Raw genomic sequence first — 22,896 nt, 5'->3', positions numbered from 1 at the left:
GTCAGGCCGGGGCGGGCCGGCCGTCCGGTCAACGCAGCGGACCGGCCGGCCCGCCCCACCGCCCGAAGCTGAACTTGCCGCGAAAAAGCCCCGGAAAAAGTGACCGTCCAGGGATCACGTGACGGTCGCGGACGGAGTAACGTACGTCACCGGAGAGGCCGCTCCCCCCGTGGCGGCCTCTCCCTTTCTGTCCCCGTCCCGGGCCCCGTCCCGGGCCCCGCACCGGGCCCCGCACCGGGCCCCGTCCCAGCCTCCGGCGCAGGGTCGGGCACGGTCACCGGGTGCCGCAGCCCCGGATGCCCGGCCGGCAGCGACCGGCGGATCACCAGCCAGCTCACCGCCAGCGCGGACGCCACCAGCGGCCAGGTCAGCGCCACCCGCGCCACCACCAGGGCCACCACCTGCCCGCCCAGGTAGAGCGGCACGAACACCGCCACCCGCAGCGCGTACGTCGCCGCCCACACCCAGCTGCCCCGCCCGTACGCCCGCAGCAGCGCCGGGTCGCGCCGCCACCGGCCCCGCTGCCGCAGCGCCACCCCCACGAGGACGCCCAGCAACGGCCAGCGGACCACGATGCTCACGGCCCAGGCGAGCGCGCTGGCCACGTTCGACAGCACCTGGACGAGGAAGAAGTCGGTGGCCCGCCCGGTGCGCAACGCGATCAGGGCGGCCACGCAGACCGCGAGCAGCCCGATCAGCACCGACCGTGGCCGGTCGCCCCGGCGCAGCCGCCACGCCGCCACCGCCGTGCCGGCCACCACGGCGGCGGCCACCCCGCCGACCAGTGAGTGACCGGTGGCCAGCCAGCCGAGCGCGAACGCCACCGGCGGTGCGGTGGCGTCCACCGCACCGCGCCGCCCGCCGAGCAGGTCGGCGAGGGACTCGGGCCGGTCGGCCGGCGGCGACGGAACGGGGTGCGAAGGGCCTTCGGGCCCGGGTGCGGCGGTCACCGGCAACCTCCTGTACGTCCGCCCCAAACTAACCGCAGGGCCCCGGCGGGCCACCGGGGAACGCTCCGGCGAGTGCCGCTACGGTGTGCGGGTGCGCGCGACGGCGAGGGGTTGGACGGCGGTCTGGTTGGTCGTACTGGCCCTGGCCCAGACAGCCGCCTTCCTCGTGGTGTGGCGCGCCGCCCTGCACACCGAGCTCGGCCAGTGGCTCGACACGGTCGCCCTCACCGGCAACCGGATCGGCCAGGACCGCATCGCCGAGCCGGTGAACCGCATCCTCAACACGATGTCCGCGCTGTCGCTGCTGGCCGCGACGGCGATGATCGGCTTCATCGCGCTCATCCGGCGGCGGGTCGCCCTGGCCATCACGGCGACCCTGCTCATCGCCGGGGCGAACGTGAGCACCCAGCTGCTCAAACACTTCCTGGCCCGGCCCGACTTCGGCATCGACCCCGAGCGGTCGGCCGCCGGCAACAGCCTGCCCAGCGGGCACACCACCGTGGCCGCGTCGGTAGCCCTCGCGCTGATCCTGGTCCTCCCGCCCACGGTCCGGGTGCTCGGCGCGTACCTCGGCACCGCGTACGCGGCCGTGGCCGGCGTGGCCACGCTCTCCGCCGGCTGGCACCGGCCCAGCGACGCCGTCGCGGCGTTCCTCGTCGTCGGCGTCTGGGCGGCGCTGGCCGGGCTGCTGCTCCTGGTCACCCAGCGGGAGCAGGCCCAGGTGGAGCCCGCCGACGCGCACCGGGTCGCCGCCGTCCTGCTCGGCCTGGGCGGGGCGATCGCCGTGGTGGCCTCGGCGCTGGCCCTGTCCTGGCTGGTCGACCTGCCCCAACTCGACCCGGACGAGATGGGCCGGCGGTCGCTGTTCGTCGGCTACGCCGGCAGCGCCGCCGGCATCGCCGGGACGATGGCCGTGGTGGCGGCGCTGGTGCTCGCCGTCGTGCACCGCCTGGTGCCCCGCGTCAAGGGCTGACGGCGGAGGAGAGGATCGATGCGGACGGCCCACGACACGGTGCGGGCGGCGTTCCGCGACGAGTGCACGGCGCTGGGCGACGTCCTGCGCGAGCTCACCCCCGCCGACCTGGACCGGCCCACCGACTGCCCGCCCTGGGCGGTAGGCGACCTCGTCGCCCACGTCCACGCTGGCGCCGGCCGGCTCACCGGCATGCTCGCCGCCCCGGCCCCGCCCCGCGCCGAGGTGGACGCCGCCGGCTACTTCGGCGCGGCCAAGTTCGCCCCGCAGGTCGACCGGGACCGGGTCGACAGCGCCCGCCGGCAGGCCCGCGAGGCGACCGACCCGGCCGGGATCGCCGCCGCGTTCGACCGGGACTGGCGCGCGGCCGACGCGGCGGTGGCCCGCCAGAGCGTCGACCGGGTGGTCCGCACCCGGCACGGCGACGCGATGGCCCTGACCGAGTTCCTGGTGACCCGGGTGGTCGAGGTCGGCGTCCACGGCCTGGACCTGGCCGCCGCCCTGGGCCGCGGACCCTGGCTGACCCCGACCGCGGCCGAGGTCGTCGCGGCGCTGCTGACCGGCGGCCGGGCCGTGCCGCCCGAACTCGGCTGGGACCGGTTGACGGTGCTCCGCAAGGCCACCGGCCGGGACCCGTTGACCGGCCGGGAGCGGACCGCGCTCGGGGCCGCCGGGTTGCGCCTGCTCGCCTTCGGCGGCTGACCCGTCGGGCACCCCGAGGTCGTCAGGGGGCGCCCTGGCGGCCCGCCGGCCCGGCTCGCGGGCGGGGTCAGAACGGCGGCGCGGGCTGCTCCGGCGGGCGGCCCCAGGCCCGCCGGGCGTCCGCCACCGCCACCGCCAGCAGCGCCATGGCCGCCGCCGCGGCCGACACCAGCGTCGCCACGTGCAACAGCACCGGTACGGCCGCCAGCAGTGCCAGCGCCGCGATCCACCGCGACCGCGACACCCGGCCGAAGACCTCGTACTCGAAGCGGGCCCGGCCGGCCAGGAAGATCACCGGGCCGCCCACCACCATGGCGATCCAGGCCGCCGCCGGATGGCCCAACGGGTGCTCGATGGTCAGCTCGTAGCCGATCGCGGTGGCGGTCAGGCCGACCACCATCACCAGGTGGGTGTCGGCGGCGGACCGGCCGATGACCGCCGGCCGGGTCGCCTTCGCCACCGCCTCGGGCAGGATCTGCCCGGCCCGCTGGAAGTAGATCCGCCACAGCAGCACCGAGATCACGATGGCCGTGCCGAAGGCGGCCGTCCGCGCCAGCCCGAACGGGTGGGCGCTGTACGCGAACCCGGCCACCAGGATCGTCTCGCCCAACGCGATCAGGAAGAACTGCTGGTAGCGCTCGGCGAGGTGCTCGCCGACCACCTGCCACCGGTTGACCATGGAACGGCCGAGCCCGGGCACCGGCCAGCCGAACCGGGAGGCGAGGTACTCGCCGGCCAGCGCCGCCGCCCACAGCACGACCCGGGGGTTCGTGGGCAGGAACGCGCCGGTCAGCCAGAGCACCCCGAGGAACAGGTAGGTGATCAACATGCGCAGCTTCAGCTGCCGGTACTCGTGCTGGCCCAGCGCCACCAGCAGCAGCAGCGGCCGGGTCACCTGCGCCACCACGTACGCGGCGGCGAACGCCAACCCGCTCACCGTGAACGCGCGGGGGATCGCCACCCCCATCACCATGCTCGCCACCAGCGCGGTGACCACCACCGCCTGCAACCCGAAGTGGTACGGGTCGTACCGGCTGGTGGTCCACGCGGTGCCCTGCCACACCGACCAGAGCGCCAGCAGGAGCAGCAGTGTCTTCCCCGTGCCCGTGAACGGGGACCAGCCGCTCGTGCCGCCCGCCTCCACCGCCAGGTCCTCGAACGCCCGCGCCGACACCCGGGTCAGCGCGAAGACGTACACCAGGTCGAAGAACAGCTCCAGGAACGTGGCCCGGGTCGCTCCGGCGCTCGCCGGCTGCAGGCCGCTCACCCAGCCCGGCGGGGGTGCGCGCCACCACCGGCCGGGCCGGTCCGCCCCGGCGGCCATGCTCAGCGGCTCCCGCCGTCGTACCGTTCCACCTGGCAGTCGTAGCACCCCGGCCCGCCGCCCCGGCCCGGTTCCCCCGGATCCGCCACGATCCGCCGCCCTTGCCGGAAGCGCGGGGCAGCGGGCAGGATCGACCGGTGACGAACCGATGGGGCATGACCGTGCCGCTGGGCGGCCTCCCGCTGGCCGACCACGCCGCCGCCTACGCCACCCTGCACGGGGCCGGCTTCACCGACGTGTGGTCCTCCGAGGTCAACGGGGCCGACGCGTTCACCCCGCTGGCGCTGGCCGCCGCCTGGCAGCCGGAGCTGCGGCTCGGCACCGCCATCGCCCCCGCCTTCACTCGGGGCCCCGGGCTGCTCGCGATGAGCGCCGCCGCGCTGGCCGAGGCGGCCCCCGGCCGGTTCGCGCTCGGCATCGGCGCGTCCTCCCCGGTGGTGGTGGGCGACTGGAACGCCGTCGCCTTCGACGAACCGTTCAAGCGCACCCGCGACGTGCTGCGCTTCCTGCGCGCCGCCCTGGCCGGGCAGACCGTCGACGGCGCGTTCGACACCTTCGCCGTGCGCCGGTTCACCCTGGAACGGCCGCCGGCCGTGCCGCCGCCGCTGCTGCTGGCCGCCCTGCGCCCGGGCATGCTGCGGCTGGCCGCCGCCGAGGCCGACGGGGTGATCCTCAACTGGCTCGCCGCCGAGGACGTGCCCACCGCCGTCGCCGAGCTGGGCGGGCGGCCCGACGGGTTCGAGGTGGTCGCCCGGATCTTCGTCTGCCCCACCTCCGACGCCGGCCACGCCCGCGCCCTCGGCCGCCGGCTGATCACCACCTACCTGACGGTGCCCGCGTACGCGGCGTTCCACCGCTGGCTGGGCCGGGCGGAGATCCTCGACCCGGTGTGGCGGGCCTGGGCGGCCGGGGACCGGCGGGGCGCCGCAGCCGCCGTGCCCGACGAGGTCGTCGACGCGCTCGTGCTGCACGGGTCCCCCGAACAGTGCCGCGACCAGGTGCGCCGCTACGCCGACGCCGGAGTGGACGTACCCGTGCTGGCCCTGCTGCCCACGCCCGAGCTGGCCGCCGGCGGCCCGGCGGCCCTGGCCGACCTGATCGCCCGGCTCGGGCCGGTCGGGGGCGGGGAGCCGACGTGAACCTCACCGGCCGGGTGGCCGTGATCACCGGCGGCGCCGGCGGCATCGGCGCGGCCCTCGCCCGCCGGTTCGCCGCCGAGGGCGCGGCGGCCGTCGTGGTGGCCGACCTCGACGCGGACGCCGCCCGCGCCGTCGCCGCCGCCGTCGGCCCGGTGGTCCACGCCGCCGGCCTCGACGTCACCGTGGAGGAGCAGGTCCGCGCGCTGGTGGCCGACACCGAGCGGCGGTACGGCCACATCGACCTGTTCTGCGCCAACGCCGGCGTCGCCACGGCGGCGGGGCTGGACGCCGCCGACGCCGACTGGGACCGGGCCTGGCGGGTCAACGTGCTCGCCCACGTCCACTCCACGCGGGCCGTGCTGCCCGGGATGCTGGCCCGGGGGCAGGGCTACCTGCTGCACACCTGCTCGGCCGCCGGGCTGCTCACCGCCGTCGGCGACGCCCCGTACACCGCGACCAAGCACGCGGCGGTGGGCCTGGCCGAGTGGCTCGCCGTCACCTACCGGGACCAGGGCATCCGGGTCAGCGCGCTCTGCCCGCAGGGGGTGGACACGCCGATGCTCGCCGAAGGGCTGGCCACCGGGCACCTCGGAGCGCGGGTGATCGCCGCGTCCGGCGCGGTGCTGCACCCCGACCGGGTGGCCGACGCGGTGATAGCCGGCCTGGCCGAGGAGCGTTTCCTCATCCTGCCTCACCCCGAGGTCGCGCAGCACGCCCTCCGTCGCGCCGAGGACCCGGACGGCTGGCAGGCCGGCCTCCGCAAACTGGTCCGCCGCCTCCGCGCCTGACCCCGCTCACCCGCGCCCCGCCCGCCTCCGCGCCTTCGCCTGGGCCCGCCGTGCCCGGTCTTGATCGGGCTCGATCCGGGATCGAGTGGCCTCCACGCGACGCCGATGCCACTCGATCCAGGTAGGAGCACGATCTTGTCGCAGGCGGGTCGGGCCGGCTCCACGCGGGTTAGGTGCACGGGCCCTGCCCGCGCTGCCCGTCGGTGTCCCTTCATCTCCGCGATCTTGCACTTGTGGCCCCGGCATTACGGGGCGAAATGGACTTTCCAAGGGCCGCAAGTGCAAGATCGCCGGTGCCGCCGGTGCCGCCGGTGCGGGTGCCCGGTGCGCGGGCGGTCGGGTGGTGGGTGGCGGGCGGGTCAGGGGCGCCAGCGTAGTGGGCCAGGATGGATCGACCAGAGCAGCCGGCGCCACCAGGGGCGGGCGCTGCGTAGGGCGGCGACGTACTCGCCGGCCAGGGCGGCGGCCCGGTCCGCCTGCTCGTTCGCGGCAGCGCCCGGCGCGAAGGCGAGCCGGTTGAGCACCCCGGCCAGCTCCGCCAGGTCGGGCGGCACGGCAGCGGCGGCGGGGTCGACGGCACCGGCGGTGGCGCGAGCCGTGCGCGTGACGGCCAAGGCTTCGCGGTCGGCCCCGGCGGCGCGGTCGGCCAAGGCGTCACGCTCCTTCCCGGCTTCACGGTCGCTGCGGTCGGTCCGGGTGGCGCGGGCTTCGGCCAGGGCGGCGCGGGCCCGCTCCGCCACCTCCGAGGCGGCGAGGTCCCCGCCCACCGGCCGACCCGCCAGCCGCAGCGCGTCGGTCACCTCCCGCCAGGCGCCGGCTATCCGCTGGCCGGGGTCGCCCGTGGACAGTCGGGCCCGCGACCGCGCCCGACGCATCCCGACCAGCGCCGCCAGCACCGCCCCCACCACCAGCAGCAGGCCGCCCGCGCCGCCACCGACCAGCACGGGCGTCGACAACCCGCCCGAGTCGACCGGGCGCGCCGGCCCCGCCTGCGGCGGCGGCGCCTCCGTCGGCTCCAGGGTCGGCTCGGGCACCTCCGACGGCGGCGGGTCCTCCGGCACCGGACGGAAGTCCTCCTCCACCGGGCGCGGCTCGTCGTCCGGGCGGGGCAGCGGATCGAACGCCACCCACCCGAGCCCGGAGAAGAGCACCTCCGGCCAGGCGAACGCGTCGGCCGCCCGCACCGGCCCATTCCCGCTGGAGGAGAAGCCCACCACCACCCGGGTCGGCAACCCCGACAGCCGGCCCAGCACCGCGAACGCCGCCGCGAACTGCTCCGACGTGCCGCGCTGCCCGCCGCCGTTGCGCGGGCCGAAGAGGAAGAAGTTCAGATTCGGGTACGCGTGCCCGCTCGGCGCGTCCGCCACCACCCGGTAGTGCTCGGCGAGGAACTGCTCGATCGCCGCCGCCCGCGCGTACGGGGCCCCGTTGTCCTCGGCGAGCTGGGCGGCGAGCCGGCGCACCGGGTCGGGCACCCCGTCGGCCACCCGCAGCACCCGGGCCACCTCCTCCCCGGCCGGCACGTCCGCCGTGGCGAGCAGGTTGTTGTCGGGCCGCTCCGCCGCCGAGGTGACCGTGTACCGCAGCCCCGGCGTCAGCCCCTCCGGCCGGATCAGCGTCCCCGTCAGCGGGTCGTACGCCACCCGGGCCCCGCCGACCTCACGCGGGGTGGCCACGGCCGGCAGCAGCCGCCCGCTCAGGTCCGCCACGGTGATCTCCTGCCGGACCGTCTCCACCGTCGCCCCCGGCGCGGGCTGCGCCGCCGGCAGGATCCGGCCGGCGTTGCGGTACGTCGCACCGACCCGCCAGGTCACCCCGTCGTAGTCGCTGAGCACCGCGAGCCGGATCCGCACCGACCGGCCCCCGCCGGTCTCCCCGGCGGCACCGGGCGGGCCGGCGGGGGAGCCAGCCGGATCCGGGGCGTCCGGGCGCTCGGTGGCCACGTCCAGCAGCTTCTGCTGCGGATTCAACGCCCAGCCGGAGATGCGGATCAGCGGGTTCTCGTCCAGCGACTCCACCTGCGGCGGCTCCACGTACCGGCGCGGGTCCACCGGGCGTTCGTCGACCCGGCCCGCCACCACCGGCCCGACCACGGCCGCCAGCCCCACCACCACGACGAGGCCGGCGGCGGCGGTGGCGGCGAGGCGTACCCGAACGGCCGCCCGCACCCCCGGCGCCAGCCCGGCCGTCGGATCCGGGGCCGACCGGCCCGGCCGGCCGGACGGCACCGCCAGCCCCAGCGCGGCGACCGCCGCGAACGCCACCGTGGGCCACACCGCCGGGTCCGCGTTCGGCCCCACCACGTACACCGCCCCGGCGTAGAGCAGCGCCGGCGGCAGGTAGCCCAGCAGCACCCGGCCGGCCCGCAGCGCCACCTCCGCCCCCGCCAGCCCGGCCAGCCACGCCGCGACCAGCGGCACCAGCACCGTGTCCGGCGTTGGCTCCACCGGGATCATCGCGGTCAGCAGCCGGGGGATGCCGTTGCGGGCCGCGTCCGCCGCCACCTCGACCAGCGAGCCCGGCAGCCCCGCCGCGTCGGCCGACACCCGCAGCGACCACGCCGTGAAACCGGCCAGGCCCACCACCGACAGCGGGGCGACCAGCCAGGACGGCAGCCGTCGGGCGGCCACACTCACCAGCACCGAACCGACCGCCGCGCCGACCACCAGCCGGGTCAGCAGCCCACCCGCGTACACCCGGCCGAGCACCACCCCGGTCAGCGCGACCATCGCGACCAGCGCGACCGGCAGCGGCGCCGCCCGCAGCGCCCGCCACCCCCTCACCACCGGCGGACCCCGTCCCACTCGGCCGCGAACGCCGCCCCGTCGGCGGCGTCGACGACCACGATCCCCGTCGCGCCGGCCGGCGCCGGCTCCGTCGCCCCGAACACCCCCACCACCACCGACGGGTACGCCCCGCGCAGCGCGCCGAGATGCCCCAGCTCGCCCCGCCCGCCCGGCCCGGTGAGGAAGACCAACGTGTCGCCGAGCCGGTCCCGGCGCAGCCGGGTCGCCGCCGCGCGCAACGCCGCCGTGGCGTCCCCGGTGTCCAGCCGGGCGGCGGCGAGCCGGTCCAGCGGCCCGACCCCCACGCCGGCGGCCTCCCCGGCCGGCCCCTCCGGCGTGGCCAGCCCTTCCGGCGCGACCAGCAGCAACGACACCGGCAGGTCGGCGCGCAGCGCCGCCGCGACCACCGACGCCGCCGCCTCGCACGCCGACTCGAACGACTCCGGATCCCGGCCCGGGTGGGCGGTCGCCCGGTTGTCCAGCAGCACCACGATCCGGGGCAGGCTGGTGTCGACGTTCTCCCGCACCATCAGCTCGCCCACCCGGGCGCTGGTGCGCCAATGCACCCGGCGCAGCTCGTCGCCCACCACGTACTCCCGCAGCGAGTCGAAGGTGATCGAACCCTGCGGCACCCCGTCCACCCGGCCGTCGAGGCTGCGCCCCGCGCCCGTCGGCACCGCCGTCAGCGGGTGGATCCGCGGGTGCACCCACACCGGCACCACCGCCGAATACGACCGCGCCAGCGCCACCAGCCCCAACGGGTCGCGCCGGGTCACCCGCAGCGGCCCGACCGGCACCACCCCCCGGCGGTCCGTCGGCACGTCGTAGTCGACCGTCGTGTCCCGCCCCGGCCGCAACCGCAGTACCGGCACCGGCACCGTCCGGTCACCGCACCGGTCCTCCGCGAGCAGGTTCGCCGCCCGCAGCCGCCCCGCGTTGCGCACCGTCAGCACCATCCGCGCCGGCTCGCCCCGCGACACCCGGTCCGGGTCCGCGCGCCGCGTCACCTCCAGCCGGGGCCGCCACAGCGCCACCAGCAGCGCGTAGCCCACCGCCGCGGCCGCCGCCACGCCCAGCAGCGTCAACTCCGGGTACGCGAACCGGAAACCGGCAGCGAGCAGCACCACCGCAGCCACGAGCAGCCCGGCACCCCGGGCGGTGATCCCCACGCCCCGCAGCCGCCTCAGCCCTGCACCAGGGGCGAGGCCGGGGACGGGGCCGGGGCGACCTGGCCCGACGGCAGCGGCACCGGCACCGAGGCGACCGCCTGGCGCAGCACCTCGGCGGCGCTCACCCCGCGCACCTGCGCATCGGAGGTGAGCAGCAGCCGGTGCGCGAACACCGGCTCGGCGAGGGCCTTCAGGTCCTCCGGCATGATCCAGCCCCGCCCGTCGATCAACGCGTACGCGCACGCCGCCCGGGTCAGCGCGATCACCCCCCGGGGACTCACCCCCACCCGCACCTGCGGGTGACCCCGCGTCGCGGCGGCCAGCCGGACCGCGTACGCGTACAACGGCTCGGCGATGTGCACCCGCTGGGCCATCCGCACCATCTCACCGACCGTGTCGGTGTCCGTGATCGCCGGCAGCGCCTCGGGGGAGCGGACCGTCGCCCCGCGCAACACCTCCACCTCGACCGCCTCGTCGGGATACCCGACGGACAGCTTCACCAGGAACCGGTCGAGCTGCGCCTCCGGCAGCCGGTACGTGCCGTCCATCTCCACCGGGTTCTGCGTGGCCACTACCAGGAACGGCTGCGGCACCGGATGCCGGACCCCGTCCACCGTGACCGTGCGCTCCTCCATCACCTCCAGCAGCGCCGACTGGGTCTTCGGCGACGCCCGGTTGATCTCGTCGGCGATGACGATGTTGGCGAACACCGGCCCCGGGTGGAACTCGAAACCCCGGGTGGCCTGGTTGAAGATGGTCACCCCCGACACGTCCGAGGGCAGCAGGTCCGGGGTGAACTGGATGCGCCGCCACCGCCCCTTCACCGTCGCGGCGATCGCCCGCGCGAGGGTGGTCTTGCCGACCCCCGGCACGTCCTCCAGCAGCACGTGCCCCTGCGCGAACAACGCCGTCAACGCCAGCCGGACCACCTTCGGCTTGCCCAGCACCACCGAGTTGACGTTCTCCGCCAGCCGGGCGGCGAGGGCCGCGAAGCCCTGCACCTCCGGCTGGGTGAGCGGTTCGTGCGTGTTCACGGCGGTGCTCCTTGCCTGGTGGCGCGGTCAGCAGGTCGGCAGGACGTTGATGTTGTCGCCGCCTTCGAGGTTGAGCCAGGCCCACGGGATGTAGTTCTTCCCCTCGAACTCGACCCGCACCCACCAGCTGCTCTGCTTCTGGCCGTTGTAGATCCAGGAGTCGACGTTCTCGCCCTGCCGCTTGCAGTACGCCTTCAACCGGGTGCCCGGTCTGGCCCAGCCGACCTGCTTGTCGTTGTCCTGCTGGGGAACGGAGAAGATCTCGTTGCCGTTGCGGCCGGCCACATCCTTGTCGCAGTACGTCCGCTGGTCGCCGTCGGGACCGTTGTTGCACGTCGCGACCCCGTACAGCGGGTCGGTGCTCTGCGACCGCTTCGCCGTGCCCTCCCCGGCGGCGTTGCTGGCCGTCACCGTCGCCGTGTACGCCGTGCCCGGCGTCAGGCCCGGCACGGTCGCGCTGGCGCAGTTGCGCGCGGTGACCGGCTTCTCGCCCGGGACGCTGACCGTGCAGGTGGCCTGCCCGCCGCCGGCGTCCACCGTGAAGTTCACCGTGACCGCCGTGGCCGTCGCCGACGAACCGGTGACCGTGACCCGAGGCGGTGCCACCGTGCGGGCGGTGGCCGTCGCCGCCGCGCCCGGGCCCGCCTCGTTGACCGCCTTCACCGTCACCGTGACGCTCTGCCCGTCGCCCAGGCCGTCCACGGTGGCCCGGGTGTCGGTCACCTCGCTGCTGCGGCCCCCCGCCTCCACCAGGTACTTCGTCACCGGTCGGCCGTTGGCCGCAGCCGGCGACCACTGCACCGCCACGGTGCCCGGCCGGTTCGCCACCGTCGTCGCCCGCAGGTCGACCGGCGTGCCGGGCGCGGCGAACGGCACCACGCTGTTGCTCACCGGCGACGCCGCCGAGCCGGCGCCCCTGTCGTTGACCGAGACGACCGTGAACGCGTACTGCGTGCCGTAGTCCAGCTCGCCGGCCGGCACGACCAGCTCCGTCTTCGTCGACTCGCCGGCCGGGGCGTTGGCGCCCGCCGAGGTCGCCGTCACCGCGTACTTCGCGATGGTGTTGCCCTGGCCGTTCGCCGCCGGCCACTTCACCAGGACCGTGCCGTCGGGTCGGGCCTCGGCCGTGACGCCCGACGGCGGGTCCGGCACCGCCGCGGTCGGGGTCACCGGGTTGCTGGACCGCGCCGGGCCGTCGCCCTTGGCGTTGACCGCGTGCACCGAGAACCGGTACGTCTCGCCGTTGGTCAGGCCCGTGACCTCCACCGACCGCTGGTTGGCACCCACCTCGCGGCGCTCGCCGGCACCCTCCACCACGTACCGGATGATCTCCGCACCGTTCGCGGCCGCCGGCCGCCAGCTCACCCGGGCCCGCGCGTTGCCGGCCGACGCGGTGACGCTGCGCGGCGCGCTCGGCTTGCCCACCTTCGGCTTCTTCGGCGGTGGCGGCGGCGGGGGCACCGGCGGCGGGTCGCCGCCGAGCACGTCGTTGGCGTACTTGTTGACCTCGCGCACCTGGTGCTTGTCGTCGACGACCCGGGCGGTCGACGAGTCCGGCGCGTTGATGAACAGCCGGTTCTCCCGCACCTCCAGCTCCAGCGGGCCGGTGGCACCCTTGCCGCCGATCGTGTCGACGAGCTGGCCGGAAGCGTCGAAGGAGTAGACGGTGCCCGTCGACTCGTCGGCGCAGTAGAAGCGGTCCGCCCACGCCACGGCCGGGCTGAGCTTGTCGCCCCGCCCCGGCACGGTGAACTGTCGCTCCTCGCCGCCGGCACCGATCACGTGGACCTTCCGCTCGCCGGGGACGGTAACCGGCACCTTCGGCCCGCTCGTCCGCGCCGGCAGCGACCCCGGACCGGTGATCGTCAGCGGCGTGCGGACCACCTCGCCGCGCTGCACCCGCACCAACGCGCCGACCGTGCGGTCGAGCACCGCCACCCCGTCGTCCAGCGTGGAGACCACCAGCTCGTGGCTGGGCTCCGCGACGTCGTACGTCTCGATCCTCTTCGGCGAGATGCCGCTTCCCGGCGGCGCGGCGGAGCCCGGCTCGGACGGCAGCTCCGCCGCCGTGACCGCCGAGACGGTGCCCTCGGCCGGCACGGCGATCCACAGCCGGCCCTCGCCGTCGAACGCCCCGCCGGTGATGCCCGGCGGGTAGCGCACGGGCTCGCCCACTGGGGCCAGGGAACGCGGGTCGAGCTGCCGGACGATGCCCTGCACGGCGTCCACCACGAACGCGGCATCGGAGTGCAGCGCCACGTTGACGCCCAGCCCGGGGGTGGTCCGGGTGGTGGCGGTGATCTGGAGGGTGGCCAGGTCCAGCGAGCTGACCTGCCCGGTGTTCAGGTCGCGCAGGACCAGCAGCCGGTCGGTCTGGACGACCTGCACCGGGTGCCGTCGGGAGTCGGGCACCTCCACCCGCGTGTCCACCCGCGCCGTCACGCCGTTGACCCGCGCCAGCTCGCTGCGCGCCGCGCTCCACAGCCAACTGCTGGCGTCGTAGTTGGCCACCGCGTTGTCGGCGGCGCCCAACCCGAGGACGGTGAGCCCCATCGCGGCCAGCAGCGCGGACACCGTGCCGACGGTGACGAGGCCACCGCGCCAGCGCCGCCGGCGGGACGCACCCGGTTCCGTGCTCACGGCGTCGTCGATGGTGGCCACAAGCGGCTGCCTCCCCGTGTCGTCGTGGCAGGTGACCGCCGTCCACCGGCGACCCTCCCGTGAGCCGGGTGCCATCATATGGCCACCCTGAGACAGGGGAAACCCGCACCGTCGGCCCCTGCGCACCCAGCGTGCATGCCAAGTGGACGGTCGATCAGCGCGGCGTGGCGGTCCGCTCCCGCTGCGTGCACACCTGCCCGGACGTGGCGAACGCGTCGGTCGAGTACACGGCGAGCACCGTGAAGCAGTAGTCCACCCGGGCGTTCAGCCCGTTCACCGTGTAGCTGGTCTGCCCCGGGTCCACCGTGGCCATCACCCCCAGCTTCTGCCCGGCCCGGCCGCCGGCCACCATGAACGGCACCGCGCCGGCCGACGGGTCCGTCCAGGTCAGGGTGATCGTGCTGCTGTCGTCGCGCAGCTTCAGGTCACCCGGCGGCGGTCCGTCCACCGTCGGCCCGGCCGCCGCCGACGGCGGCGTCGCCTGCGTTGGCGGCGGCGCCCCGTCGTGGCCGAGCACCAGCACCGCGACGCCGACCATGACCACGAGCACGACCAGGGCCACCACCACGGCCACGACGACCATCAGCCGGCCGCGCCCGGCCTGTTCCTCCTGGGGGTACGTCGTCTGCCACGCCTCGCGCGGGGAAGGGTAACCGTCGTCGGCTTCCCCGCCGCCCCGCTCGGGCCACGCCGGCCCGCCCTGCCCCGACTGCCCGTCCCACTCCTGTGCGACCGGCCTGTGCTCGACCGGCCCGTGCTCGACCGGACCGTGGTCGACCGGTGCGTGCCCGTGACCGACCGGTCCCGGCTCGACCGCCCCCTGACCGGGCCACGGCGGCTGGTGGGGTCGGGCCGCCGGGCGGCGGTCCGGTGCCGGTGGCGGCACGGGCACGTCCGGCTGCGCTGCCCCGTGGACCTGGCCGCGCGGCCCCGGCTGGTCCGTGCTCTCGGCGGGCGGGTGGCCCGCCCAGCCCGGTGCGGTGGGCTCAGCTCCGATCGGTGCGGTGGGCTCAGCGTCGTCCCGGGTGGTGGGCTCCGCGCCGACCGGTTCGGCCGGCGACTGCGGCGGCGAGACCCCGCTCCAGGGCGGTGCGGTCATGCCCCACGGCGGCACGGGGCTCCCACTGATCGGGGTGCCGCTGACCGGGACGCCGCTGATCGGGCTTCCACTGACCGGAGTGTCGCCGGCCGGTCGACCATCGTCCTGTGTGGCGCGCAACGGTGGTGCGCTGGCGGGTACGCCGCTCACGGGCCCGCCGCCCGGCGGAGCGCCCCCGGAAGGGCCCGCCCCGATCGCCGGGGCCGGCGAACTGTCGCCGCCCGGTCCGGTCGCCGCCCGGATGGCCTCCTGCCGGGCGGCCTCCTCCCGCAGCAGGGGGTCGATCTGCCGTACCTGGATGGTCGGCTCGTCCCAACCGCGCGTCGGAGCGGGCGGCGGCTGCGGCACCGGCCCGCCCTGCCCCCCGGGCCCCGGCCGTGGGGGAGCCGGGATCCGTGGTGCCGGCGGTGCCGCCTGCGGAGCCCATGGCGAGACCGGCTGTTGCGGCGGCGCGTCGGTGCCGGAAGTGGGCTTCGTCGCAGCCGCCGGGGGCGCGGCCACCGGCGGCGCTGGCGGCACCCCCGGCACTGTCGCCGGCTGCGGCGGCTCCGACCCGTGCCGGGTGGTGGCGGGCGCGGCGGACTCCGGCGACCGGGACGGCGCCGGGATCCGGGGCGGAGGCGGTGGCGGCTGCCGTGGCGGGGCGGAAACCGGCAGCGGTGGCGGTGGCGGCTGACGCGGGAACGCCGGCGGCACCGGCGGTGTGGTCGGATAGCGTGGCGGGGGAGGAACGGGAGGAAGGGGCGGCGTCGTGCCCGCCCCCGCGCCCCCGAGGTAGTGCCGGGCCGCCTGCACCGCCGGGTGGTCCGCACCGAGCACGGCGGGACCGGCCTCGGCCACCCGCGAGTAGTGGCGGCGGGCCTCGTGCCGGTTGCCCAGCTCCTCGGCGACCGAGGCGAGGTCGAAGGAGAACGCGAGCATCAGCGGGTCCGCCGGATGCCACCGGCGTTCGCCGGCCGCGAGGGCCTCCTCCAGTACGCGTCGCGCGGCGGCCGGGTCGTCGGCCTCGCGATGCAGGCGGGCCAGCAGGTGGGCGGTGCCCAGGACCTCCGGATGGTCCTCGCCGAAGCTGGCCCTCAGCGGGTCGATCGCGTCGGCCAACAGCCGGCAGGCACCCGCGACGTCGCCGGCGGCGCGTAGCGCGAGCGCCCGGTGCTGGAGTGCGGCCAGGGGAGAGGGCTGTGACACGTCAGCCATGCTGCCCGGAGAGGGCGTCCCGACGCCACCCGCCGGGTCGGCCATGATCGTTCCCAGGCGCCCTCAAGGCCGGCCGTCGCCGCCTCTGAGCTGGGCGGACGTCGCGGCCAAAGGGTGATGTGCATGATCCACGTGCGCCGTGTAAAGTAAGCCCCCGTGCGGCCCACCGGGGCGGCCGGAGGGTGGCGAAGTCACCTCTGGTCGACACGGTAGGCTGGGCGAGTAGGTCCGGGTGGCGGAATGGCAGACGCGCTAGCTTGAGGTGCTAGTGCCCGTATAGGGCGTGGGGGTTCAAGTCCCCCCTCGGACACTCCCGCGTAGCATTCATGCGACGTTGTGCGGAGCGGTGGTTGAGCGGCTTCAACCACCCTCGTTGACTCTCTGTAAGCCCTTGGCTGTCCCGCTGGCGGGGCGGTGGGCATCGTGAGCACCTCTGCTGCTTCCACTGTCGTTCCGGCTGTGGCTCTGCCCGGCCAGGTGAGTGCCGGTGGCGGAAGATCATCCACTGGCGTCGCCAGGCGACCGCCTCTGCCGTTGGCGAGGCTCGCGGACCCCCGCCGTATTGCGCGCACGGTCTATGGCCTGGTGACGCTGGATTGTCATGGACGTATGGCCGACCGGACGGTGATGAGGGCTCTGGGCTGGGCTCCGGGCCGTCGCCTCGACATCCGGGAACACGGCGGGTTGGTCATCGTGGCCGCCGACGAGCGGGGCGTGTTCGCCGTGACCAGGGAGGGGCGCCTGCGGTTGCCGGCCGTGGTCCGGCAGTGGTGTGGGCTGGCCGCCGGTGACCGGGTGTTCCTGGCGGCTGAGCCGGAGACCTCCCGGCTCGTGGTGCACCCTCCGGCTGCGTTGGACGCGATGATCGCCCAGGCCCACCTGGCGGTCCTTGGTGGTGACGGCGCATGAGCGACAGCACGGCGGGGCGGGCCGAGTTGGACGCGGCGCGGTTGTTGCTGGCGCGGATGGGGATCTCGCCGGCTGATCTTGTCGAGGCGGCGTCCGCGCGGCCGCCGGCGCCGACGTTCGCCGAGTACGTTCCGGTCGTGTCGGCGGCGGGCACCAGGCGGGCGTACGGCTCGTACTGGAACCGGGTCGTGGAGCACTGGGGGCAGCGACGGCTGGACGAGCCGTCCCCGTCGGAGATCGAGCAGTTGGCGGAGTACGTCAAGAAGCATGTGGTGGCCCGGCGTAACGCCCGTGGCGGGCGCAGCGCGGCGGAACACCTGATCGCGGCGTTGCGGTGTCTGTACAAGCGGGCGGTCGCCGACGGGTTCATCACGGCGGCGGACAATCCGGCGTTGAAGGTGGCCAAACCACGGCGGTTGCCGAGCACCCGGCGGGCGGTGGCGGACACCCGGCTGGCGGAGATCAACGCTGTGGCCGCCAGCACGGGTGACGATCCGGCGCTGGACAGTCTGCTGCTGCGGCTGCATACCGAGACGGCGTGCCGGCGGGGCGGGGCGCTGGCGCTGCGTCCGGTCGACCTCGACCCAGATCAGTGCCTGATCCTGTTGCGGGAGAAGGGAGACACGGTGCGCTGGCAGCCGGTGTCACCGACCCTGATGCGACACCTGCAACGGCATGCCGAGGAGCGGCACGCCACGGGTACGAGCCAGTTGTTGCGGTATCGGAACGGTCAGCCGATCACCTACCGACGCTATGACCACCTGTGGGTCCGTATCGGTGAGCACCTGCCCTGGGTGTACGTGCAGCAAATCAGCACGCACTGGCTGCGGCACACGACGCTGACCTGGGTGGAGCGGAACTTCGGCTACGCGGTGGCACGTGCGTACGCCGGTCACTCCGACAGCGGCGGAGACGTCGGCACCACCACGACCTACGTGCGGGCGAGCCTCCAGGAGGTAGCCGCCGCGCTCGCAGCCCTCACCAACGAGCCCCATCCCCTGGCGTAGCTACCGCGGAGGCAGGGTGGGTCTGGCCGACATGTACAGGCTCACCCTGCCGGTGCAGCAGACCCTCTTCCAGCCGACACCAGGTACCTATCACTCTCCGACTGTGGAAGAACGCGACCTTCCTCGTCACCGATTGCAGGGTCGCTGTGCTCACGCTTACGATGCAAGGTCGCTCTGGCGTGGGCTCAGGAGCGGTATTGTTGGCACCTCTCGACAGGAGGCGCCGAATCGGCCACTCCTGGTTCTTTCCCTTGGTGCTTATCGGGTTGGTGCGTAGCATCGAATGATCGGCTGAGTTGTAGCAGAATCTCGATGAGCGGGCTGACTGGCGTCGGTTGCGTCGAAGGCGTGGCTTTCGCGGGCCGCGATATCCCGGCGTGTCGCCTGCTCGGGTGCGGTCGCAGTGCAACCTCGAGGTTCTGGGGTGGCTCATGTGAGAGGATGAGATGGAGTTTATTATCCCGACAAAGTCTCAATGTGTCGTGAGCCTCAAGTCTGGCCGCTGGACATGATCCTTCCGAGTTTCGGCGACGTGCACCAGGGTGTCCTGCGGGCAAGTGGTAGCCATGTTCGCCAGCGCGATACCGTTGTTCCACCCCCTGCTCCCGGTGGGCTTCCTCTCCCTCGAATTGGTGGGAGGTCGAGAAAGCCGCAGGCTTATTACTGCCTAACAGTGGTCGACCTGCGCGGGCGCCTAGCAAACCGTTCCGTTCTGCGGGCGATGCGCTGGTCGCCTGGTGACCCGGTGGAGATCAGGGTTCAGGAGGGAGTCGTTAGGGTTTCGGCAAGTCAGCGGCGAGAATGGGTGATCACCTCACAAGGCCATCTCCGCCTGTCGCGGGCAGTCCGGGCGAGCGCTGGCATCATGCCGGGGGAACGTCTGCTAGTAGCAGCGCATCACGCAGATGGCCTGCTGATGGTCGTGGCCGCGGGCTTCCTTGAGTTAGCGCTCCTTTCATACCTCGCAACGCATGGTGGTGAGGTGCTGTGACAGGCGCGGAACCCACTGGTCTCAGCAGTGGAGAACTGGAGGCGATACGCGCCATCCTCGCCCGGATGGGAGTTACTCCTGAGCAACTCGTATCGGGGGCTGCGGGATCCCGTGAGGTGCCGACGTTCGACGAGTACATCGAGCGTGTGTGTATGGCCGTCACGCCAGCAACGCGGCGGTTGTACGGAACTTACTGGAGTCGAGTGAGCGCCGCCTGGGGCAGTCGACGATTGAGCGAGCCGACTTCTTCCGAGATAAGACAACTTGCCGAGCAGGCGAAATAGAATACGGTCGTGCGCCGAAACTCGCGGGGCGGCCGCAGCGCCGCCGAACACCTCATCTCCGCGCTGCGATGTCTCTACAGCCACGCCGTAGCCGACGGCCTCATCGCTGAGCGCGACGACCCGGCGAAGCGCGTTCCGAAGCCACGGCGCCTAGCCAGTACCCGTCGGGCACTCAACGAACGGCAACTGGCGATGATCAATAACATTGCAGGTACGACCGGAAACGATCCGAACCTCGACACTCTCCTGCTGAGGCTCCACCTCGAAACCGCATGCAGGCGAGGAGGAGCGCTGGCGCTCCACCGCACAGACCTCGACACTGACCAGTGCCTCCTCCAGCTGCACGAGAAGGGCGGCACCGTCCGTTGGCAGCCCGTCTCGCCTACGCTAGCCGGCTGCCTGCTCCAGCACATCGAGGAACGAGGTGCCGGTGAAGCAAACGCTCAGCTCTTGAGATATCGGACGGGCGCTCCCATCACCAGCCGTCGCTACGACCATCTCTGGCAACGCCTGGGAAGACACCTCCCCTGGGTCGGGGCGCAACAAGTCAGCACCCACTGGCTGCGCCACACCACGCTGACGTGGGTGGAGCGCAACTTCGGGTACGGCATAGCGCGCGCCTACGCAGGCCACAACGGCAGGTCAGACGCAGGCACGACCAGCACGTACGTCAGAGCGGACGTGTACGAAGTTGCACGCGCCCTGAGCGCCTTGACCGGGGAAGACCACCCGCTCCTACCCCGCGCCGCGAACGTAGCTCCAGTAGGGACGTTGGCCGACGACGCCACGCGGCCTGGACTGGTGAACCCTCCGCTCAGTGGCTTGGGGGGAGGCGCTCCATCAAAGCGGGGGGAGCTCACAGACCCAGGGTGTCGGTCACGATGAACCGCTCGCGACCGTTGACCCTCTTCCCGCTGTCGTAGCCGCTATGTCGCGGTGCACGGTGTCGCCAGCCCGCACGCTCTGGGAGTCGATGGTCCCTGTTGTCGGCTCGGGCTACCGGTCGTGGGCCAGGCGGACCTGCTTCCGCAGTTCGGTGAGGATCCGCTCGGTCACGCCCCGCCGGTTTCTTACTTGGGAGTGGGAGTACACGGTCTGCCAGGGCGACCGGCAGGTACCGTCACGCGCAGCCGGTCCGCACTGCGCAGACGGCGTCGACGATCGCCCGACGAGGATGCTTCTCCGGTCTGACCATTCACTGCGGCGACGGCAGCATCGGCTCGATGATCTCCCACTTGGCATCGTCATGTCAGACGGGTACCGCCGTGCTTGATCCATACCCGCCCACCCACCATGCCCAGCCCATCGATCGCACCCACTGTGCGACACGCCTGACCAGCCCACATCCCGAACGTGCTCTCAGGCTGCCGTCGAGGTCCGCCCCAAGGCCTCGCCTGGCCACCGGCAGGCCGCGAGCGCCGACATGGGCGAGGATCTCGGCCGTGCCGCTCGGCCTAGGCGAGTGGGCTCAGGAACCTGGTCACCAAGGCTGGCTGTCGCCTATGGAACACCTGTGGTTCGATCGCGGCGGCTGCGCGGGCAGCACTCAACTCGCAGTTCCTCTGCGCGGCTCGTCCGTGCGAGCATGCCCCTACGCCCCGGCGAGGCGCTTCGAATGTGAGGCTGTCTGCTGGTTTGCTGGATGCCATGCGTCTGTCTCACATCGCCGCTGTGGATCTCCTGTCGTTTGCTGAGCTAAGTCTCGATGTGCCGGACGGGTTGTCGGTGATCGTTGGTTCGAACGGCAGCGGCAAGACGAATCTGGGGCGTCTGGTGCGGCTTGCTGGGGCGGCCGTACGAGCGGCGGCTTCTGGCGACTTTGCTACCTTGGAGCAAGAGTGGTCTCTCGCTGGACGGTATGGAAGCCCTCGGTTCGAGGCGAGGGTTGAAATCACGTTCGATCGGGAGGGAGAGCTTGCGCTCATTGAGGACTGGGCTCGAGCGGCCTTCCTGACTGCCTTCCAGCTTCAGAATGCGCAGACCCTGGCTCGGCTTGACGGCCTCCTCCCCGACAGCCTCCGGGCGGGCGATTTGCTTGCACGGGGCCAACTGATCGTTCGCCGTGACGACCGGCGAAGTCAACCCTGGGGCGTGTGCTGGCAGACCATCGATCCGATCGCCCGCCTCGATCTAGGGCACGGACATACCCTCACCGGCACGTCTGGCCCGGTGTTTGACGAGGCCGGACGGGTGTCTTCACGGAAGCGACCCCACGAAGCCTTGCGTACTCCGGATGGCACTCCTGTTCCCGACCTCACCGCCCAGGTGACACCGCCGAACTGGGAGGAGCCGTACGCACAAGCTTTGGCCTCGTTCGCTTTCGCCGATCTTTGCAATTCCGGCAATCCGGTCGAATTGGTCGCACGCCGTAGCCACAACGATCCTGAACTGCCTTCGCTGCGTCGGCTGATGGCCCACTTCCCGGCTTTCCGCGAAACAGTCCAGGGCTACCTTCACTTCGCTCAGGTTCTCGATTACCTGATCTCGTCGTCGCTTGTCGTCACCGACAACCGACGCGTGCCCGTGACAACGATCATCGAGCCAGTGGAGATCAATGCACTGCAGAGCATGGAGGATGGCAGTGGCCTGGCCATTGAACTGCTTCGCCTCAAAACCGGAGACGCCGCCGACCGAACGCGATTCCGTGCAGTCCAAGACGTGTTCCAAGAAATTACCGACCAGCGGCTTGACATACGTCAGCAAGCCTCTGGCCCCGAAGCGCACGAGCTGCTCCTAACTCCCGTTGTGGTCGACACCCACCCCGTCACCGGCCGGGATGTGGACCTCTCACTCCGCTTGGCCGGTGCCGGAGTGGAAGAAAGCGCATGGCTGGCGACGCTCCTGACTGGTGATCACCACGCGCTGGTGCTCGACGAGCCGGCCAGCAACGTAAGTGCCATCGCGCAGCGCCGCGTTTTGCAAGTCCTGCGTAAGCATCGACGCGGCCGGCAAACGATCATGATTACACATAGCGCCGATCTCGTGCCGGTCAACGATGCATCCGACCTCGCCGTCATTACGCGACTGACCCGTCAGCGGAGTGTCACCAAGATCCACCAGCCGCGGCTCGACCAGCACCAGTTCGACGAACTGAAGGAGCTTTTGAGGCACTCCCAACTGCGAGCGCTTCTCTTCGCTGCAGGCGTGGTGCTCGTCGAGGGCCCCACGGAGGTCGACGCCTTCGAGACCTGGTTGGCTGGGGTCGACGAGCTGGGACTGCCCACTCCAGAGTCGTCGCATGTCGTGTTTCTGAGCGTGGGCGGCGACGAACGGTTCGCCAAGCACTCACAGCTCATGGAGGCCCTCGGGATCCCGTATGCCATCGTCGCCGACGGCCCAGCGTTTGCCCCGGGCAAAGCCCTAACGAAGCTGCCCCACCCCGCACCTGCCCCTGCCGACCCGACTAACGAAGCCTTCGTAGAGGCCGTAAGCCGGTGGGCGCCGTACCGAGTGCGGACGCTCGCCACGGAGTTCGGCACGGGCGACCGCAAGGGGTACGGCGAGATCGAAGCCTTCTTTGAGACCGTGGACGCGTCCGCCTGGGCGGAGTTGAGCCTGGGCGCGGGGCGGAAGGACAAACCTCTCTTAGGGTTTCGGTTCGCCAACCGCACGGCGGTCCCCGCTCGAGTCGTTGAGCTGTGGAAGCTCTTGCGACGAGACCTCGGCCTTACCGCCGGCTGAGTTCCCGTGTTGGGGACTGTAAGACGAACGGCTCTGCCTCACATTCGGTGGTGACCGAAGGTGGTCGATGTCGTTGGGACCTTGTGTGCGAGATCGATGATCTTACGAAGACGGTGTTCTCGGGGCTGCTGCTGCCGCTGGTGATCGACGAAGTAACGGATCAAGGCGGGTGAATCCTGGTGCGAGCTCGGACCCCTGGAGG

At 73.1% G+C, this 22,896-nt stretch carries 16 protein-coding genes and 1 tRNA gene; 10 read left to right on the top strand and 7 right to left on the bottom strand.

Features of this window, described 5'->3' with window-relative positions; genetic code table 11:
• Positions 1 to 146: 146 nt before the first annotated feature.
• Positions 147 to 869 carry a DUF3159 domain-containing protein gene (locus ACVMYR_RS31655; RefSeq protein WP_457123557.1) on the bottom strand — a complete coding sequence of 241 codons (723 nt, stop codon included), beginning with the start codon at positions 867 to 869 and terminating at the stop codon, positions 147 to 149.
• A 166-nt stretch (positions 870 to 1,035) separates the two neighbouring features.
• On the opposite strand from ACVMYR_RS31655, the gene ACVMYR_RS31650 reads away from it, so the two are divergent.
• Positions 1,036 to 1,923: a phosphatase PAP2 family protein gene (locus tag ACVMYR_RS31650; RefSeq protein ID WP_077939280.1), complete on the top strand. Its 888-nt coding sequence runs from the start codon at positions 1,036 to 1,038 to the stop codon at positions 1,921 to 1,923.
• 18 nt (positions 1,924 to 1,941) lie between these two features.
• Positions 1,942 to 2,625 (top strand): maleylpyruvate isomerase N-terminal domain-containing protein, encoded by a 684-nt coding sequence (locus tag ACVMYR_RS31645; RefSeq protein ID WP_457123547.1) that lies wholly within the window; start codon positions 1,942 to 1,944, stop codon positions 2,623 to 2,625.
• Positions 2,626 to 2,692: 67 nt separating this feature from the next.
• Here the strand turns inward: ACVMYR_RS31645 and ACVMYR_RS31640 are convergent, their stop codons facing one another.
• On the bottom strand, positions 2,693 to 3,949 hold the full coding sequence (locus tag ACVMYR_RS31640) for a low temperature requirement protein A (protein ID WP_457123546.1): 1,257 nt from the start codon (positions 3,947 to 3,949) through the stop codon (positions 2,693 to 2,695).
• A gap of 155 nt (positions 3,950 to 4,104) precedes the next feature.
• On the opposite strand from ACVMYR_RS31640, the gene ACVMYR_RS31635 reads away from it, so the two are divergent.
• The gene (locus tag ACVMYR_RS31635) at positions 4,105 to 5,088 is read left to right on the top strand and encodes an LLM class F420-dependent oxidoreductase (protein ID WP_457123556.1); all 984 of its coding nucleotides are present in this window, start codon (positions 4,105 to 4,107) and stop codon (positions 5,086 to 5,088) included.
• A complete protein-coding gene (locus ACVMYR_RS31630) occupies positions 5,085 to 5,876 on the top strand; it encodes an SDR family oxidoreductase (RefSeq protein WP_457123545.1) in 792 nt (263 codons plus the stop codon). The genes ACVMYR_RS31635 and ACVMYR_RS31630 overlap by 4 nt, the downstream gene beginning before the upstream one ends.
• Before the next feature lie 359 nt (positions 5,877 to 6,235).
• On the opposite strand, the gene ACVMYR_RS31625 is transcribed toward ACVMYR_RS31630, so the two are convergent.
• From ACVMYR_RS31625 to ACVMYR_RS31605, 5 genes are all read right to left on the bottom strand, one after another.
• Complete coding sequence (locus ACVMYR_RS31625) at positions 6,236 to 8,680, bottom strand: transglutaminaseTgpA domain-containing protein (RefSeq protein ID WP_457123544.1); 2,445 nt, start codon at positions 8,678 to 8,680, stop codon at positions 6,236 to 6,238.
• Positions 8,656 to 9,831, bottom strand: coding sequence for a DUF58 domain-containing protein (locus tag ACVMYR_RS31620; protein WP_457123543.1), 1,176 nt, complete (start codon positions 9,829 to 9,831; stop codon positions 8,656 to 8,658). Before ACVMYR_RS31620 ends, ACVMYR_RS31625 begins: the two co-directional genes overlap by 25 nt.
• A 14-nt stretch (positions 9,832 to 9,845) precedes the next feature.
• Positions 9,846 to 10,865 carry an AAA family ATPase gene (locus ACVMYR_RS31615; RefSeq protein WP_457123542.1) on the bottom strand — a complete coding sequence of 340 codons (1,020 nt, stop codon included), beginning with the start codon at positions 10,863 to 10,865 and terminating at the stop codon, positions 9,846 to 9,848.
• A 27-nt stretch (positions 10,866 to 10,892) separates the two neighbouring features.
• Positions 10,893 to 13,526 carry a fibronectin type III domain-containing protein gene (locus ACVMYR_RS31610; RefSeq protein WP_457123541.1) on the bottom strand — a complete coding sequence of 878 codons (2,634 nt, stop codon included), beginning with the start codon at positions 13,524 to 13,526 and terminating at the stop codon, positions 10,893 to 10,895.
• Between the two features lie 154 nt (positions 13,527 to 13,680).
• Positions 13,681 to 15,813: a tetratricopeptide repeat protein gene (locus ACVMYR_RS31605; RefSeq protein WP_457123540.1), complete on the bottom strand. Its 2,133-nt coding sequence runs from the start codon at positions 15,811 to 15,813 to the stop codon at positions 13,681 to 13,683.
• Positions 15,814 to 16,048: 235 nt separating this feature from the next.
• Here ACVMYR_RS31605 and ACVMYR_RS31600 point away from each other — a divergent pair.
• The 6 genes from ACVMYR_RS31600 to ACVMYR_RS31575 all read left to right on the top strand — a co-directional run bounded on the left by ACVMYR_RS31600 (position 16,049) and on the right by ACVMYR_RS31575 (position 22,867).
• A tRNA-Leu gene (locus ACVMYR_RS31600) sits at positions 16,049 to 16,132 on the top strand.
• 299 nt (positions 16,133 to 16,431) lie between these two features.
• Positions 16,432 to 16,731, top strand: a complete 300-nt coding sequence (locus ACVMYR_RS31595; RefSeq protein WP_457123539.1) for an AbrB/MazE/SpoVT family DNA-binding domain-containing protein — start codon at positions 16,432 to 16,434, stop codon at positions 16,729 to 16,731.
• Positions 16,728 to 17,738, top strand: a complete 1,011-nt coding sequence (locus ACVMYR_RS31590; protein ID WP_457123538.1) for a tyrosine-type recombinase/integrase — start codon at positions 16,728 to 16,730, stop codon at positions 17,736 to 17,738. Before ACVMYR_RS31595 ends, ACVMYR_RS31590 begins: the two co-directional genes overlap by 4 nt.
• 1,284 nt (positions 17,739 to 19,022) lie before the next feature.
• Positions 19,023 to 19,898: a tyrosine-type recombinase/integrase gene (locus ACVMYR_RS31585; protein WP_457123537.1), complete on the top strand. Its 876-nt coding sequence runs from the start codon at positions 19,023 to 19,025 to the stop codon at positions 19,896 to 19,898.
• Positions 19,899 to 20,660: 762 nt separating this feature from the next.
• On the top strand, positions 20,661 to 22,694 hold the full coding sequence (locus ACVMYR_RS31580; RefSeq protein ID WP_457123536.1) for a TOPRIM nucleotidyl transferase/hydrolase domain-containing protein: 2,034 nt from the start codon (positions 20,661 to 20,663) through the stop codon (positions 22,692 to 22,694).
• A gap of 50 nt (positions 22,695 to 22,744) precedes the next feature.
• The gene (locus ACVMYR_RS31575; protein WP_457123559.1) at positions 22,745 to 22,867 is read left to right on the top strand and encodes a hypothetical protein; all 123 of its coding nucleotides are present in this window, start codon (positions 22,745 to 22,747) and stop codon (positions 22,865 to 22,867) included.
• Positions 22,868 to 22,896: the final 29 nt, after the last annotated feature.

Source organism: Micromonospora sp. PTRAS2 (genome assembly GCF_054052245.1).
Note: the sequence above shows the minus strand (reverse complement) of the source record. Positions and strands in the feature narration are given on the sequence as shown.